The 13,962-nt window shown below is 68.9% G+C and carries 17 protein-coding genes and 1 tRNA gene; 10 read left to right on the top strand and 8 right to left on the bottom strand.

Annotation, left to right across the window (positions count from 1 at the left end):
• Window positions 1-104 precede the first annotated feature (104 nt).
• Both ACH41F_RS23470 and ACH41F_RS23465 read left to right on the top strand, forming a co-directional pair.
• Window positions 105-383 (top strand): MoaD/ThiS family protein, encoded by a 279-nt coding sequence (locus tag ACH41F_RS23470; RefSeq protein ID WP_353696802.1) that lies wholly within the window; start codon window positions 105-107, stop codon window positions 381-383.
• A 5-nt stretch (window positions 384-388) separates the two neighbouring features.
• Window positions 389-1,339: a PLP-dependent cysteine synthase family protein gene (locus ACH41F_RS23465; protein WP_398837351.1), complete on the top strand. Its 951-nt coding sequence runs from the start codon at window positions 389-391 to the stop codon at window positions 1,337-1,339.
• Window positions 1,340-1,433: 94 nt separating this feature from the next.
• Here ACH41F_RS23465 and ACH41F_RS23460 read toward each other — a convergent pair whose 3' ends face one another.
• On the bottom strand, window positions 1,434-1,889 hold the full coding sequence (locus tag ACH41F_RS23460) for a type II toxin-antitoxin system PemK/MazF family toxin (RefSeq protein WP_391236116.1): 456 nt from the start codon (window positions 1,887-1,889) through the stop codon (window positions 1,434-1,436).
• Window positions 1,890-2,127: 238 nt separating this feature from the next.
• On the opposite strand from ACH41F_RS23460, the gene ACH41F_RS23455 reads away from it, so the two are divergent.
• Window positions 2,128-2,880 carry an MBL fold metallo-hydrolase gene (locus tag ACH41F_RS23455; protein ID WP_391236113.1) on the top strand — a complete coding sequence of 251 codons (753 nt, stop codon included), beginning with the start codon at window positions 2,128-2,130 and terminating at the stop codon, window positions 2,878-2,880.
• 74 nt (window positions 2,881-2,954) lie between these two features.
• Here the strand turns inward: ACH41F_RS23455 and ACH41F_RS23450 are convergent, their stop codons facing one another.
• A complete protein-coding gene (locus ACH41F_RS23450) occupies window positions 2,955-4,205 on the bottom strand; it encodes a PTS transporter subunit EIIC (RefSeq protein WP_398837348.1) in 1,251 nt (416 codons plus the stop codon).
• Between the two features lie 137 nt (window positions 4,206-4,342).
• Window positions 4,343-5,641, bottom strand: a complete 1,299-nt coding sequence (locus tag ACH41F_RS23445) for a PTS transporter subunit EIIC (protein WP_391236106.1) — start codon at window positions 5,639-5,641, stop codon at window positions 4,343-4,345.
• A gap of 127 nt (window positions 5,642-5,768) precedes the next feature.
• On the opposite strand from ACH41F_RS23445, the gene ACH41F_RS23440 reads away from it, so the two are divergent.
• From ACH41F_RS23440 to rdgB, 4 genes are all read left to right on the top strand, one after another.
• Window positions 5,769-6,002 carry a glucose PTS transporter subunit EIIB gene (locus ACH41F_RS23440; RefSeq protein ID WP_391236103.1) on the top strand — a complete coding sequence of 78 codons (234 nt, stop codon included), beginning with the start codon at window positions 5,769-5,771 and terminating at the stop codon, window positions 6,000-6,002.
• A gap of 79 nt (window positions 6,003-6,081) precedes the next feature.
• A complete protein-coding gene (gene rph / locus ACH41F_RS23435) occupies window positions 6,082-6,819 on the top strand; it encodes a ribonuclease PH (protein WP_391236100.1) in 738 nt (245 codons plus the stop codon).
• A 147-nt stretch (window positions 6,820-6,966) separates the two neighbouring features.
• Window positions 6,967-7,365, top strand: coding sequence for a hypothetical protein (locus ACH41F_RS23430; RefSeq protein ID WP_391236097.1), 399 nt, complete (start codon window positions 6,967-6,969; stop codon window positions 7,363-7,365).
• A 34-nt stretch (window positions 7,366-7,399) separates the two neighbouring features.
• Window positions 7,400-8,002 carry an RdgB/HAM1 family non-canonical purine NTP pyrophosphatase gene (gene rdgB / locus ACH41F_RS23425; protein ID WP_398837344.1) on the top strand — a complete coding sequence of 201 codons (603 nt, stop codon included), beginning with the start codon at window positions 7,400-7,402 and terminating at the stop codon, window positions 8,000-8,002.
• A gap of 43 nt (window positions 8,003-8,045) precedes the next feature.
• Here rdgB and ACH41F_RS23420 read toward each other — a convergent pair.
• From ACH41F_RS23420 to bcp, 4 genes are all read right to left on the bottom strand, one after another.
• Window positions 8,046-8,129 (bottom strand) — tRNA-Leu (locus tag ACH41F_RS23420).
• Between the two features lie 20 nt (window positions 8,130-8,149).
• Window positions 8,150-8,815, bottom strand: a complete 666-nt coding sequence (locus tag ACH41F_RS23415) for an HNH endonuclease (RefSeq protein WP_398837342.1) — start codon at window positions 8,813-8,815, stop codon at window positions 8,150-8,152.
• The gene (locus tag ACH41F_RS23410; protein WP_398837340.1) at window positions 8,812-9,462 is read right to left on the bottom strand and encodes an HNH endonuclease signature motif containing protein; all 651 of its coding nucleotides are present in this window, start codon (window positions 9,460-9,462) and stop codon (window positions 8,812-8,814) included. The genes ACH41F_RS23415 and ACH41F_RS23410 overlap by 4 nt, the downstream gene beginning before the upstream one ends.
• Window positions 9,463-9,641: 179 nt before the next feature.
• Window positions 9,642-10,109, bottom strand: coding sequence for a thioredoxin-dependent thiol peroxidase (gene bcp / locus ACH41F_RS23405; RefSeq protein WP_398837338.1), 468 nt, complete (start codon window positions 10,107-10,109; stop codon window positions 9,642-9,644).
• A 96-nt stretch (window positions 10,110-10,205) separates the two neighbouring features.
• Between bcp and ACH41F_RS23400 the strand changes: the two genes are divergently transcribed.
• The 3 genes from ACH41F_RS23400 (at window position 10,206) to ACH41F_RS23390 (ending at window position 11,416) form a co-directional block, all read left to right on the top strand.
• Window positions 10,206-10,535 (top strand): DUF3618 domain-containing protein, encoded by a 330-nt coding sequence (locus tag ACH41F_RS23400; RefSeq protein WP_391236088.1) that lies wholly within the window; start codon window positions 10,206-10,208, stop codon window positions 10,533-10,535.
• A gap of 44 nt (window positions 10,536-10,579) precedes the next feature.
• A complete protein-coding gene (locus ACH41F_RS23395; RefSeq protein ID WP_391236085.1) occupies window positions 10,580-10,930 on the top strand; it encodes a GroES family chaperonin in 351 nt (116 codons plus the stop codon).
• A gap of 165 nt (window positions 10,931-11,095) precedes the next feature.
• Entirely contained in the window at window positions 11,096-11,416 is a 321-nt protein-coding gene (locus ACH41F_RS23390; RefSeq protein ID WP_391236082.1) for an SMR family transporter, read from the top strand.
• Between the two features lie 30 nt (window positions 11,417-11,446).
• On the opposite strand, the gene ACH41F_RS23385 is transcribed toward ACH41F_RS23390, so the two are convergent.
• On the bottom strand, window positions 11,447-13,825 hold the full coding sequence (locus ACH41F_RS23385) for a transglycosylase domain-containing protein (protein WP_398837336.1): 2,379 nt from the start codon (window positions 13,823-13,825) through the stop codon (window positions 11,447-11,449).
• Between the last annotated feature and the right edge of the window lie 137 nt (window positions 13,826-13,962).

Genomic DNA, 13,962 nt, shown 5'->3' with positions numbered 1-13,962 from the left:
CTGCCGCCGTACGGCCGTGAGCCGCGGCGCTCCCGCCCGCACCACCCGCATGCCGGCGCTGCCGCGCGCCACCGACCAGACCCTTCCGACAGGAGCCCTCAGCCATGGCCATCGAGGTCCGCATCCCCACCATCCTCCGCACCTACACCGACGGCCAGAAGGCGGTGGAGGGCAACGGGGACACCCTCGCCGAGCTCTTCGCCGACCTCGAGACCCGCCACCCGGGCGTCCAGGCCCGCATCGTGGACGGCGGCGAACTGCGCCGCTTCGTCAACGTCTACCTCAACGACGAGGACGTCCGCTTCCTGGAGGGCATCAACACCAAGCTCGCCGACGGCGACAACGTCACGATCCTGCCGGCCGTGGCCGGCGGCATGGCCTGATCCCCATGCGCTACGACTCCCCGCTGGCCGCGGTGGGCAACACCCCTCTGGTGTGCCTGCCGCGGCTGTCGCCGTCCGCCGACGTCCGCATCTGGGCCAAGCTGGAGGACCGCAACCCCACCGGTTCGGTCAAGGACCGCCCGGCCCTGCACATGATCGAGCAGGCGGAGAAGGACGGGCGCCTCACACCGGGCTGCACCATCCTGGAGCCGACCAGCGGCAACACCGGCATCTCCCTGGCCATGGCGGCCAAGCTCAAGGGCTACCGCATGGTCTGCGTGATGCCCGAGAACACCTCGCAGGAACGCCGGGACCTGCTCGGGATGTGGGGCGCGGAGATCATCCCCTCGCCCGCGGCGGGCGGCTCCAACACCGCCGTACGGGTCGCCAAAGAACTCTCCGCCGAGCACCCCGACTGGGTGATGCTCTACCAGTACGGCAACCCCGACAACGCGGGCGCCCACTACGCCACGACCGGCCCGGAGATCCTCACCGACCTCCCCTCCATCACCCACTTCGTGGCGGGACTCGGCACCACGGGCACCCTGATGGGCGTCGGCCGCTACCTGCGCGAGCACAAGCCGGACGTCAGGATCGTCGCCGCCGAACCGCGCTACGACGACCTGGTGTACGGCCTGCGCAACCTCGACGAGGGCTTCGTCCCCGAGCTCTACGACGCCTCGGTCCTGACCACCCGCTTCTCGGTCGGCTCGGCGGACGCGGTCACCCGCACCCGCGAACTCCTCCAGCAGGAGGGCATCTTCGCGGGCGTCTCCACGGGCGCCGCCCTGCACGCCGCGATCGGCGTCGGCACCAAGGCGCTGAAGGCGGGGGAGAGCGCGGACATCGTCTTCGTCGTGGCCGACGGCGGCTGGAAGTACCTCTCGACGGGCGTCTACACCGCGGCGACGACGGAAGAGGCCATCGAGACCCTCCAGGGCCAGCTCTGGGCGTGAGCGACCGGACCACGCGCCAGAGCCCGGCCGTGGCCGGGAACCAGGCAGGGCGTGCCGGGCGTCGCGCGGCAGAGGCCACTTTTCACAACACGCCCTAGCTCGCCAGGTGTCGGACCTGGTCCCACAGGACCGGGTCCACCACCCCCACCCTGCGCCGGAAGTCCCACACCGGGACCTCGCGCAGCTCGTCCGTCTCCAGGAAGCTCGCGCGGCCGTGGGCGTCGCCCACCGAACCCGGAGGCAGCGGGATCACCCCGGCCCGCTCGTCGTGGTACTTGCTGGTGATCTTCGCGACGACCGCGCGCTTCCCGCGCACCGCGAGCACCAGACAGGGCCGGTCCTTGGCCCCCGGCCCGTCCTCGAAGGGCACGTTCGCCCACCAGATCTCCGCGGCCCGCGGCCGCGCCACGGTTCCGCGCCGCTCCGGACGCCCGGGCGGCCGCGTCCGGCGCCCGCTCGGCCGGCTCCCGCGCCCCCACCCGTCCACGAGCGTGGCGACGAGCGCGAGCAGCACCACCGCCGCGAGCGCCAACCACCAGGACGTGTCCATGAGGACGACGTTACCGGCGCGCGATGCCGACCGCGCGCCTTCTCTCCAGCCTCATGCGCCCCCGGTCCAGCCGAACCGGTGACAGCACAGGTGAGTTCGCCCACAACAGCCCTTGGCGGAGGAGCGACAGGGGGTTTTGCGCCTTACGCTCGACGGACCGCACGACCCCCGAGTCCCCCTTCCCGACCTTCTGGATTCCTGGTTTTCCCGGACCACCGCCAGCGGAGGTTTCTGCTTTATGAAGCTCACCGTCGTCGGCTGCTCGGGGTCGTTCCCGTCCGCGGAATCGGCCTGCTCGAGCTACCTCGTAGAGGCCGACGGCTTCCGGCTGCTTCTCGACATGGGCAACGGTGCCCTGGGCGAGTTGCAGCGCCACTGCGGTCTCTACGACCTCGACGCGATCTTCCTCAGCCATCTGCACGCCGACCACTGCATCGACATGTGCGCGTACTTCGTCGCGCGCTACTACCGCCACGAGGGCGGCCGCTGCGACCCCCTCCCGGTCTACGGCCCCGAGGGCACCGAACACCGCCTGACCACGGCCTACGCCGACACCCCCTCCGCCTCCTCGATGAGCGAGGTCTTCGACTTCCACACGGTCAAGCCGTCCACCTTCGAGGTCGGCCCCTTCACCGTGCACACCGAGCGCGTGGCGCACCCGGTCGAGGCGTACGGCATCCGCGTCGAGCACGGCGGCAGGTCGCTGACGTACTCCGGCGACACGGGCGTCACCCCCGTGCTGGACGAACTCGCCCGGGACACCGACCTGTTCCTGTGCGAGGCCGCGTTCACGCACGGCAAGGAGGACATCCCCGACCTGCACCTCAACGGCCGCGAGGCGGGAGAGACGGCGGCCCGGGCAGGCGCCCGCCGCCTGGTCCTCACCCACATCCCCCCGTGGACCGACCCGCAGGTCAACCTCACCGACGCCCGCGCGGTCTACGACGGGCCGGTGGAACTGGCGACGCCGAGGGTGTCGTACGACATCTGACTCGTCGTACGCGCACGAAGGCCCCGGAACCATCCCGGTCCCGGGGCCTTCGTCATGCCGTACGGCGGTCGGGCTCACGCCTTCGTGAGGTCCTCGACCTCCTCCTCGGGCTCACGGCCCGGGGTGGGGAGGTTCCACCTGGTGATGGCGAAGCGGAAGACGAAGTAGTAGATCGCTCCGAAGACCAGGCCGATCGGGATGATGAGCCAGGGCTTGGTGGCGAGGTTCCAGTTCAGCGCGTAGTCGATGAAACCGGCGGAGAAGTTGAAGCCGGCGTGGACTCCCAGCCCCCAGGTGACCGCCATGGAGATGGCGGTGAGCAGCGCGTGGATGCCGTAGAGGATCGGGGCGATGAACATGAACGAGAACTCGATCGGCTCGGTCACACCGGTCACGAACGAGGTCAGCGCGAGCGAGATCATCATGCCCATCACGGCCTTGCGGCGCTCGGGACGAGCGGTGTGAGCGATGGCGATCGCGGCGGCGGGCAGGCCGAACATCATGATCGGGAAGAACCCGGACATGAACATTCCGGCGCTCGGGTCGCCGGCCAGGAAGCGGCTGTAGTCGCCGTGGACGACCTCGCCTGCCGCGTTGGTGAAGTCACCGAGCTGGAACCAGGCCACGGTGTTCACGAACTGGTGCATGCCGATGGGGATCAGAGCACGGTTGATCAGGCCGAAGAGGGCGGCACCGAAGGAGCCCAGGCCGGTCATCCACTCGCCGAAGTTGCCGATGCCCTCGCCGATCGGCTCCCAGACCAGACCGAAGAAGACACCGACGAAGACGCCGACGAAGGCCATGATGATCGGGACGAGCCGGCGGCCGTTGAAGAAGCCGAGCCAGTCCACGAGCTTCTTGCGGTGGTACCGCTGCCACAGGACGGCGGAGAGCAGACCCATGATGATGCCGCCGAGGACACCGGGGTTGTTGTAGGTCGCGGCTATGTCCGCGCCCTTCTGGACCTTGGCCTCGGTGACCGGGAACGCTTCCAGGACCTTGCTGTAGACGAGGAAGCCCACGAGTGCGGCGAGGGCGGTCGAGCCGTCGGACTTCTTGGCGAAGCCGATGGCGACGCCGATGCAGAAGAGCAGGGGCAGGCTGCCGGTGATGGCGCCGCCCGCCTTGTCGAAGACCAGGGCGACCTTGTCCCAGCCGAGGCCGTCGGCCCCGAACACGTCGGGCTGGCCGAGCCGCACCATCAGGCCCGCCGCCGGCAACACGGCGATCGGAAGCTGCAGGCTGCGGCCGACCTTCTGCAGGCCCTGGAAAAGACCGGATCCCCGCTTCTTTGCGGGGGCCGCCGTGTCGGTGGCGGTACTCATACGTCCTCCATCGGGTGGTGGTCTACACCACTCAGTGGTGTAGACCTGTTGTAGCACGATGAAGGCGACGTAAGGAACCCACGATTCCGTGACGGGAACCGTGGGTTCTGTAACCGCGTTGAAAGGGGCCTTCGGCCTCAGACCTTCGTCACGTCCTCGACCTCCTCCTCCGGCTCACGCCCCGGGGTCTTGAGGTCGAACTTCGTGATCGCGAACCGGAAGACCACGTAATAGAGGGCCGCGAAACACAGCCCGATCGGAATGATCGCCCACGGTTTCGTCGCCAGGTTCCAGTTGATGACGTAGTCGATCAACCCGGCCGAGAAGCTGAACCCGTCATGCACCCCGAGCCCCCACGTCACCGCCATCGACACACCCGTCAGCAGCGCGTGCACCGCGTACAGCAGTGGCGCGATGAAGAGGAACGAGTACTCGATCGGCTCGGTGATGCCGGTGACGAACGACGTCAGGGCGACGGAGAGCATGAGACCGCCGACCTCCTTGCGGCGGCCCGGCCTCGCGCAGTGCGTGATCGCCAGGGCCGCCGCCGGGAGGGCGAACATCATGATCGGGAAGAACCCGGACGTGAACTGCCCCGCGTTCGGGTCGCCCGCCAGGAACATGCTGATGTCACCGTGCACCTCGGTACCGTCCGGCTTGGTGTACGAGCCGAACTGGAACCAGATGGGCACGTTCAGGAACTGGTGCAACCCGATCACCAGCAACGCCCGGTTCGCGATGCCGAAGATGCCCGCACCCCACGCGCCCGCGTCGGTCAGCCAGTCACTGAAGTTCTCCAGCCCGTCGCCGATCGGCGGCCAGACCCACAGGCACAGCGCCGCGAACACGATCGCCACGAACGCCATGATGATCGGCACCAGCCGGCGCCCGTTGAAGAAGCCGAGCCAGTCCACCAGCTTCGTACGGTGATAGCGCGCCCAGAAGAACGCCGCCAGCAGACCCATCACGATGCCGCCGAAGACACCGGGGTTCTGGAACGTGAACGCCGCCACCGTGCCGTCCGCCGACGCCTGGCAGCCGATACCGGTCACCGCCTTCGCCCCGGCGGGACAGTCCTCCGGGAACTGGCGCAGCACGGTGTAGTAGACGAGGAACCCGACCACCGCCGCCAGCGCCGTCGAACCGTCCGACTTCTTGGCCATGCCGATCGCCACGCCGATGCAGAACAGCAGCGGCAGCCCGAGCTGACCGTCGAGCAGCGCGCCGCCCGCGCCCGCCATCACCTTGGCGACGTTCGTCCAGCCCAGCCCGTCGTCCCCGAACACGTCCGGCTGCCCGAGCCGGTTGAGGATGCCCGCGGCCGGCAGGACGGCGATGGGGAGCTGAAGGCTGCGGCCCATCTTCTGCAGCCCCTGGAACACCGAATGCCAGCGCCGGCGTGCGGGCGAGATCTCGGTCTCGGTCTCAGAACTCATGAGTTGGCGACCGCCTGTCAGGTGGTGTAGACCAGTTACGGACGATTGGGTTGCTGTGACGTCATCTTTCGGTACGTTCGGCGCAATCGCTCGCGAAGCTGGGCCAACTGTGCATGAGGAGACCGACATGGCCACCAAGGCAGAGAAGATCGTCGCCGGACTCGGCGGCATCGACAACATCGAAGAGGTCGAGGGCTGCATCACCCGCCTGCGCACCGAGGTCAACGACGCGTCGCTCGTCGACGAGGCCGCCCTCAAGGCCGCCGGCGCCCACGGCGTCGTCAAGATGGGCACCGCGATCCAGGTCGTCATCGGCACCGACGCCGACCCCATCGCCGCGGAGATCGAAGACATGATGTGAGCCCCTGAGGCCACCTGCGCAAAGGGCTCCACCCACCGCGGGAGGAGCCCCTTCCGCATGTGCCGCTAGGCTCAGCGCCATGTCTCGAATCGACGGCCGCACCCCCGAACAGCTCCGCCCCGTCACCATCGAACGCGGCTGGAGCAAGCACGCCGAGGGCTCCGTCCTCGTCTCCTTCGGCGACACGAAGGTCTTCTGCACCGCCTCCGTCACCGAAGGCGTCCCCCGCTGGCGCAAGGGCAGCGGCGAGGGCTGGGTGACCGCCGAGTACTCCATGCTCCCCCGCGCCACCAACACCCGCGGCGACCGCGAGTCCGTCCGCGGCAAGATCGGCGGCCGCACCCACGAGATCAGCCGCCTCATCGGCCGCTCCCTGCGCGCGGTCATCGACTACAAGGCGCTCGGCGAGAACACCATCGTCCTCGACTGCGACGTCCTCCAGGCCGACGGCGGCACCCGCACCGCCGCCATCACCGGCGCGTACGTGGCACTCGCCGACGCGGTCTCCTGGGCCCAGGGCAAGAAGCTGATCAAGGCGGGCCGCCAGCCGCTGACCGGCACGGTCTCCGCGGTCTCGGTCGGCATCGTCGGCGGCGTACCGCTGCTGGACCTCTGCTACGAGGAGGACGTCCGCGCCGAGACCGACATGAACGTCGTCTGCACCGGCGACGGCCGCTTCGTCGAGGTCCAGGGCACCGCGGAGGCCGAGCCCTTCGCCCGCGACGAGCTGAACTCCCTTCTGGACCTTGCCGTTTCGGGCTGCACGGAACTCGCTGTCCTCCAGCGCGACGCCCTTGATACCGTCCTCGAAAAGTAAAGGGCGCACCAAGAAAAAACGGTCGGAGCGGGCAACCCGCCGGCCCGCCCTCGCGTCACTACCGGTACGGGCGCACGGCACACCACCGTGCGCCCGGCCAGTACACACACGGGGGCCCTTGGGGCTGAGCAAGGGAGGACCATCACCATGGCCGAGAGCCGACGCCGTCGAGGTACCGCCATCGCCGCAGTGGTGGCGGCCGTCGGACTGACGGTAGGACTCACGACCGGCTGCGACGCGGTCAACAAGGCCCTGGACTGCGTCCAGACCGCCGAGGCCGTCGCCGACAGCGTGACCGACCTCCAGCAGGCCGTCGAGAACGCGTCCAACGACCCGACGCAGATCGAGGAGTCCCTCACCACCATCGACAACAACCTCGACGACCTCGGCGACAAGACCGACAACGCCGACGTGAACGCGGCCGTCGACGACCTCAACACCGCGGTCGGCAACGTCCGTACGGCCGTGAAGAACGGCGACGAGACACCCGACCTCACCCCCATCACGGACGCGGCGGGCGAACTGACGAAGGTCTGCACGTCGTAGCCGAGCGCTCGACCAGGCCGGGATACTGGACCCCATGACCCGCCTGATCCTCGCCACACGCAACGCCGGAAAAATCACCGAACTCCACGCCATCCTCGCCGACGCGGGCCTGCCCCACGACCTCGTCGGCGCGGACGCGTACCCGGACGTGCCCGACGTCAAAGAAACAGGCGTCACCTTCGCCGAGAACGCCCTCCTGAAAGCCCACGCCCTTGCCCGGGCGACGGGCCTGCCGGCGGTCGCCGACGACTCCGGCCTGTGCGTGGACGTACTGAACGGCGCCCCGGGCATCTTCTCGGCCCGCTGGGCGGGCAGGCACGGGGACGACAAGGCGAACCTCGAACTGCTGCTGGCCCAGCTCTCGGACATCGCCGACGAACACCGCGGCGCCCACTTCGCCTGCGCCGCCGCCCTGGCCCTGCCCGACGGCACGGAGCGAGTGGTCGAAGGCCGACTGAGGGGCCTGCTGCGCCACGCCCCCGTCGGCACCAACGGCTTCGGCTACGACCCGATCCTCCAGCCGGACGGGGACACGAGGACTTGCGCCGAACTGACGGCTGAGGAGAAGAACACGATCAGCCATCGCGGCCAGGCGTTCCGGGCGTTGGTGCCGGTGGTGCGGGAGCTGTTGGGCTGAGATGCGGGAGGGGCCGCCCTGATGGACGGCCCCTCCCTGTGCGTGCGGCCGGTGGGACTCGAACCCACACGGGATTTCTCCCACGGCGTTCTAAGCGCCGCTTGGCTGCCAGTTACAACACGGCCGCGCGTACGGCCATGGTACCGGTCAGGTGGCGTTTGCTTCAGGGGGACGTCGGCGGCCACCTCGGCACCACGTGTTCGTGATCGCGTGGCAGTTGGGACACAGCAGCCGCAGGTTCTCCCGCCGGTCGTCACTCCAGTCCCCGTTGATGTGATCGACCTCCAGGGTCATGGGCCTGCCGAGCCACTCCGGGCCCGTTCCGCACCTGACACATTCCTCAGCCACCCCGACTTCGCTGAGCGCTCGACGCAGGCGCTTCGTCGCTGTCCGATGGTTGCCTTCGTGCTGCACCAGAACCTCCTCGGGCCTCTTGGAGTTGAGTGCCGGCCTTCCCCGTTGGTGTGCTTGCCCCAGAAAGTGGTCCATCGTTGGGTGATCGTCGGCGATCCACTTGCGCAGATTCTGACGCTGTGCCCCGTTGTTCGTGCGCCCCAGGCGCCGCAGCACCTCCGCCACGGAGACTGATTCGGCGACCGCCACCCGCCGTTCGTCAGCGGTGGGCCGGGCTGGTCTCCCGCAGGGGCGGAAGTGCGCGATGTCGATGCCGAAATGGGCGAACCGCTTGGTGAGGTACTTGCGGAGGTAGCCGTATGGTCGCGTGCCGAAGAAGGCGATCACCTCGTCCAGGTCGGAACACTGAGCTGATGCTTCGAGCAGCCGTTCGCGGGTGTAGTGCGTGCCCCCGCTCATGAGGCTCGCCCCTTGCCGCGCCCCCGGTAACTGTCGGTAGTCGAGTGGCAGTTGGGGCACAGCAGCCGCAGGTTCTCGATCCGGTTGTCGCGCCAGTTGCCGTCGATGTGGTCGACCTCCAGGGGGAGCGGCTCCCCGAGCCACACCCCTTCGATCCCGCACAGAGCGCAGCGCTCCTCCACGCCCACCTCGCGCATCGCGCGCTTGAGCCTGCTGCTCGGGATGCGCATGACATGTGCCGAGGCGTCCTCGATGAGGATCTCCCCGGCCGGTCGGCGGCGCTGGTTGAACCGTTGCCGCTCAGTGCGGACCACCGGCGTGAAGTGCGAGGTGTCGATGCCGTAGGCCTTGATGCGCCGCGAGATGTTGGTGTGATGGCCGCCGACGACCTCAAGCCCGAGACGCCGCAGTACCTCGCACATGTTCGTCGACGCCGAGACCGCCTCCTGCAGGAGTTCCCGCGTCCACTTCACCCCCTCCCGCTCGAAGTGCGACACATCCACCCCGAGCTTCTTCATCCGTCCAAGCACGTACCACCGCGTCGAGCTCTTCGGATCCACCCCCAACCTCTGGCACGCCTCCGTCAACGTCCGAGCCCCCTGAGCCGCCTCCTCAAGCCGCTCCCTCGGATATGCGCTGGCCCCCATGCCGTTCCCTTCCGTTCCCGGCCGCCCGTTCGCGGCCCGTACGGAGTAACGAACCGTTAATCGGACAGTCACGCTCGACCGGTGAAGGAACCGGGGCACGCGGCGTATGTGCGAAGCCTCCCGGGCCGGGGGTTGGCTCGGGAGGCTTGGTGGGGTGGGGCAGGTGCTCGGGGGGAGGGTCAGATGCCCAGGTCCTTGATGATCTTTGCTACGTGGCCCGTCGCCCGGACGTTGTAGAGGGCCCGTTCGACCTTGCCCTCCTCGTCCACGACGATCGTGGAGCGGATGACGCCCAGGTAGGTCTTGCCGTAGTTCTTCTTCTCGCCGAAGGCGCCGTAGGCGTCGAGGACCGTCTTGTCCTCGTCGGCCAGCAGCGTGATCCTCAGGGCTTCCTTGTCGCGGAACTTGGCCAGCTTCTCGGGCTTGTCGGGGGAGATGCCGATGACGTCGTAGCCCGCGCCGGCCAGGACCTCCAGGTTGTCCGTGAAGTCGCACGCCTGCTTGGTGCAGCCTGGGGTCAGCGCCGCCGGGTAGAAGTAGACGATGACCTTGCGGCCCTTGTGGTCCGAGAGGGACACGTCATTGCCGTCGGCGTCGGGGAGGGTGAAGGCGGGGGCCACGTCCCCGGGCTGGAGTCGCTCGCTCATCGGACCAGCCTAACCGGGGGTGCTGACAGTGCGGCCGCCCGGCGAACTGACAGACTGTCCAGAACAAGCATCAGCAGACACCTCGGAGGCCGTACGGTGGCGGACACGTCGGACACCAGAACCCCGGCGCAGATCGAGGCGGAGATCAAGCTCCGCCGCGCGAAGCTGGCCGAGACACTCGACGAGATCGGGGTGCGTGTGCACCCGAAGACGATCGTCGGCGACGCCAAGGCCAAGGTCGTGTCGAACATCGACCACACGCTCGGACGGGCCTACGTCGGCGTGAACCGGGCCGTCAGCAACACCAGGGCCCAGTTCGTCGACGGCGAGGGCGCCCCGCGTCTGGAGCGCATCGTGCCCGTGGCGCTCGTCGCCGTGGGTCTGGTGGGGCTGCTGGTCCTGGGCACCCGCCGTCGCAAGGGCTGACCCGGGCTCGGACGGATTCCCCTCAGGCAGGTAGGTTCTCAGCCGTGAGCGCCAACAGAAACAGCACCCAGGACGACAAGCTGCCCATCCGGATGCTGCACGACCGTGTACTCGTGCGGCAGGACACCGGTGAGGGGGAGCGGCGTTCCGGGGGCGGCATCCTGATTCCCGCCACCGCGGCCGTCGGCAAGCGGCTGGCCTGGGCCGAGGTCGTCGCGGTCGGGCAGAACGTCCGGACCGTCGAGCCGGGGGACCGGGTTCTGTACGACCCCGAGGACCGTGCGGAGGTCGAGGTGCGGGGCGTCGCGTATGTGCTCATGCGTGAGCGCGACCTGCACGCGGTGGCCGCGGACCGGTTCGAGGGGTCCGAGGACTCGACCGGCCTGTACCTGTAGTTCCACGGCCGAAGGGGCTGGTGACCATCGTCACCGGCCCCTTCGGCCGCTCTGTTGCTACGTTGGAGACGTCATCCCGACGAGACGCGCCGTACCGGGAGGCCTGGGAAGGGCCGCGCAAAGACGACGCACCCCCGTTCAGAGAAACCTTCGGAGGTGCCTGTCATGGCCTGGGTTCTGCTTGTCGTCGCCGGTCTGCTCGAGGTCGGCTGGTCGGTCGGGATGAAGTACACCGACGGCTTCACCCGGCTGGTGCCGAGTCTGTTCACCGGTGCCGGGATCGTCGCCAGCATGCTGCTGCTGTCCTGGGCCGCCCGTTCCCTTCCCATCGGTACCGCCTACGGCGTCTGGGTCGGGATCGGGGCGGCCGGTGCGGCGGTGGTCGGGATGGTCGCGCTGGGGGAGCCGGCGACCGCCGCCCGGATCTTCTTCGTGTGCCTGCTGCTGGTCGCCGTCGTCGGGCTGAAGGCGACCAGCGGCCACTGAGGTGACCGACGAAACGCGGTCACCGGTCCCTCAGTCGTCGGTCGGTGGGTCGCCGCCCGCCGTCGTGCCGCCGGTGGTCTGGCCGGTGGTGGTGTCCCCGGTGCCGCCGCCGGTGGTGGGGCCACCGGTCGTGCCCCCGGTGGTCGTGGTGTCGCCGCCGGTCGTCCCGCCGCCCGTGGTGGTGTCCCCGGTGGTGCCGCCGCCCGCGGTGGTGTCACCGCCGGTCGTGCCACCCGTGGTGGTGGTGTCGCCGGTCGTGCCGCCGTCGGTCTCGCCCCCCGTGTCCTGGCCCCCGTCGGTCGTGCCGCCGTCGTCCTCGTCCCCGGTGTCCGCGGACGGCTCCTCGCTCGGCTGCTGCGGCGGCGTCTCGACGACGTCGGCGCCCTCCTGGAGCTCGAGGTCGAAGTCGGAGGCCGGCTTGCCCTTCAGGGCGGTCTTGGTGAACTGGGCCCAGATCTCGGTGGGCGCCCCGCCGCCGTTGATGCGGGGCAGGCCCATCACGCCGTAGAGCGACTTGTGCTTGGCGGTGACCGGGTCCTGGCCCATCACCGAGACCACGGTGGCGAGGTCGGGGGTGTAGCCGGCGAACCAGGCGGCCTGGTCCTCCTCCGCGGTGCCGGTCTTGCCGGCGGCCGGGCGGCCCGCGGCCAGGGCGGCGGTGGCGGTGCCGTTGTCGACGACGCTCTGAAGGATCGACGTCGTGGTGTCGGCGGCCGCACGGCTGACGGCCTGCGAGGTCTTGTGCTTCGGCAGCTCGACGACGTCCTTGCCGTCCTTGGTGAGGCTCTTGATCATCGTGTACGTGCCGTGCTTGCCGTGGTTGGCGAGCGTGGCGTACGCCTCCGCCATGTCCAGCACGCTGGCGGTGTTCACGCCGAGCGCGATGGACGGCGACGCGGTCAGGTCCGGGGTGTCGGCGGGGATGCCGAGGTCGATCGCGGTCTGCTCGACCTTGTCGGAGCCGACGTCGACGGCCATCTGCGCGTACACCGAGTTCACCGACTTGTCGGTGGCGGTGCGCACGGTGATGTCGCCGTAGGAGACGTCGTCCTCGTTGGCGGGGGCGTAGCTGCCGCCGGTCCAGCCCTGGACGGGACGCTTGTTGGTGCCGTCGTAGATCGTGTTCGGGGTGATGGTGCGGCCGTCCTGGGTGGTGGACTCGTTCTCGACGGCCGCGGTGAACACGAAGGGCTTGAAGGTGGAGCCGACCTGGAAGTCCCGGCGGGTGGCGTTGTTGGTGTACTGCTTCACGTAGTCGATGCCGCCGTACATGGCGACCACCTGCCCCGTCTTGGGGTCGACGGCGGCGCCGCCCGCGCGGACGTAGGTGTCGACCTTGCGGTTCTTCTTGTCGAGCTTGTCCATCAGCTTGTCGTTGACGGCGTCGACGAAGGCGTCCTGCTTGCTCTTCTGGATGGTGGTGGTGATGCGGTAGCCGCCGGCGTCGAGCTCGTCCGCGGTGAGGATCTTGTTGTCGGCCAGGTAGTCCTTGACGGCGTCGACGAGGTAGCCGCGCTGTCCGGACATGCCGGTGGAGACGGTGGCCTCCTTCGGCATCGGGAACTCCAGGCCGGAGCGCTCGGACGCGCTGAGCCAGCCCTCCTTGACCATGCCGTCCAGGACGTAGTTCCAGCGGGCCACGGCGGCGGGCTTGTTCTGCGGGTGGGCGACGACGTCGTACTCGCTGGGCGCGTTCAGCAGGGCGGCGAGATAGGCGCCCTGGGCCGCGGAGAGGTCGGTGGCGTCCTTGCCGTAGTAGGCCTGGGCGGCGGCCTGGATGCCGTAGGAGTTGCGGCCGAAGTAGCTGGTGTTGAGGTAGCCCTCGAGGATGTCGTTCTTGGACTTCTCCCGGTCCAGCTTGATGGAGATGAAGAACTCCTTCACCTTGCGGGTGACGGTCTGCTCCTGGGCCAGGTAGTAGTTCTTCACGTACTGCTGGGTGATCGTCGAGCCGGACTGGGTGCCCTTGCCGGTGGCGGTGTTCCAGCCGGCGCGCACCATCGCCTTGGGGTCGATGGCGGACTCGGAGTAGAAGTCGCGGTCCTCGGCGGCCAGTACGGCGTGCTGGGCGTCCTTGGAGACCTGGGCCAGGCCGACGCTCTCCCGGTTGACCTCGCCGTCGCGGGCGAGCTGGGAGCCGTCCGCGTACAGGTAGACGTTGGACTGCTTGATGGCCAGGGCGTTGGCGGGCGGGATCTTCACCAGGGAGTAGCCGAGGAAGAACAGGCCGAACAGCAGCAGTATCCCGATGACGAAGGTGCCGAGCACCATGCGCCAGGTGGGGATGATCCGCCGCCAGCCGGTGCGCCTGGGCCGCTTGGGCTTCTTCCCGCCGGGCTCTTCAGCCGCCTGGGTCTCCTGGGGTGCCCAGCCCTGGTTCGGCTGCTGCGGCTGCGGCTCGTCACTCATGTCGTGCACGGACTCCTGTTTTACGTCTTTGCGTCGTACGTCGTCGTCGTACGCCCTCGTACGCCTTCTGCGTCCCCTGATGAAGACTCTCGCACCAGGCGTTCCGTTCCCGCGCAGCGGCACGCGTCTGCCCGGAA

The sequence above is a fragment of the Streptomyces sp. NPDC020489 genome, from assembly GCF_044386545.1.
Classification (GTDB): Bacteria; Actinomycetota; Actinomycetes; order Streptomycetales; family Streptomycetaceae; genus Streptomyces.
Note: the sequence above shows the minus strand (reverse complement) of the source record. Positions and strands in the feature narration are given on the sequence as shown.

Coding starts and splice junctions, on each gene's coding strand:
- ACH41F_RS23440 (WP_391236103.1), top strand. CDS start 5,769: ATGGCCACCAAGGCAGAGAAGATCGTCGCCGGACTCGGCGGCATCGAC.
- ACH41F_RS23465 (WP_398837351.1), top strand. CDS start 389: ATGCGCTACGACTCCCCGCTGGCCGCGGTGGGCAACACCCCTCTGGTG.
- ACH41F_RS23390 (WP_391236082.1), top strand. CDS start 11,096: ATGGCCTGGGTTCTGCTTGTCGTCGCCGGTCTGCTCGAGGTCGGCTGG.
- ACH41F_RS23450 (WP_398837348.1), bottom strand. CDS start 4,205: ATGAGTACCGCCACCGACACGGCGGCCCCCGCAAAGAAGCGGGGATCC.
- ACH41F_RS23430 (WP_391236097.1), top strand. CDS start 6,967: ATGGCCGAGAGCCGACGCCGTCGAGGTACCGCCATCGCCGCAGTGGTG.
- ACH41F_RS23460 (WP_391236116.1), bottom strand. CDS start 1,889: ATGGACACGTCCTGGTGGTTGGCGCTCGCGGCGGTGGTGCTGCTCGCG.
- ACH41F_RS23410 (WP_398837340.1), bottom strand. CDS start 9,462: ATGGGGGCCAGCGCATATCCGAGGGAGCGGCTTGAGGAGGCGGCTCAG.
- ACH41F_RS23445 (WP_391236106.1), bottom strand. CDS start 5,641: ATGAGTTCTGAGACCGAGACCGAGATCTCGCCCGCACGCCGGCGCTGG.
- ACH41F_RS23385 (WP_398837336.1), bottom strand. CDS start 13,825: ATGAGTGACGAGCCGCAGCCGCAGCAGCCGAACCAGGGCTGGGCACCC.
- ACH41F_RS23415 (WP_398837342.1), bottom strand. CDS start 8,815: ATGAGCGGGGGCACGCACTACACCCGCGAACGGCTGCTCGAAGCATCA.
- ACH41F_RS23455 (WP_391236113.1), top strand. CDS start 2,128: ATGAAGCTCACCGTCGTCGGCTGCTCGGGGTCGTTCCCGTCCGCGGAA.
- bcp (WP_398837338.1), bottom strand. CDS start 10,109: ATGAGCGAGCGACTCCAGCCCGGGGACGTGGCCCCCGCCTTCACCCTC.
- ACH41F_RS23470 (WP_353696802.1), top strand. CDS start 105: ATGGCCATCGAGGTCCGCATCCCCACCATCCTCCGCACCTACACCGAC.
- rph (WP_391236100.1), top strand. CDS start 6,082: ATGTCTCGAATCGACGGCCGCACCCCCGAACAGCTCCGCCCCGTCACC.
- rdgB (WP_398837344.1), top strand. CDS start 7,400: ATGACCCGCCTGATCCTCGCCACACGCAACGCCGGAAAAATCACCGAA.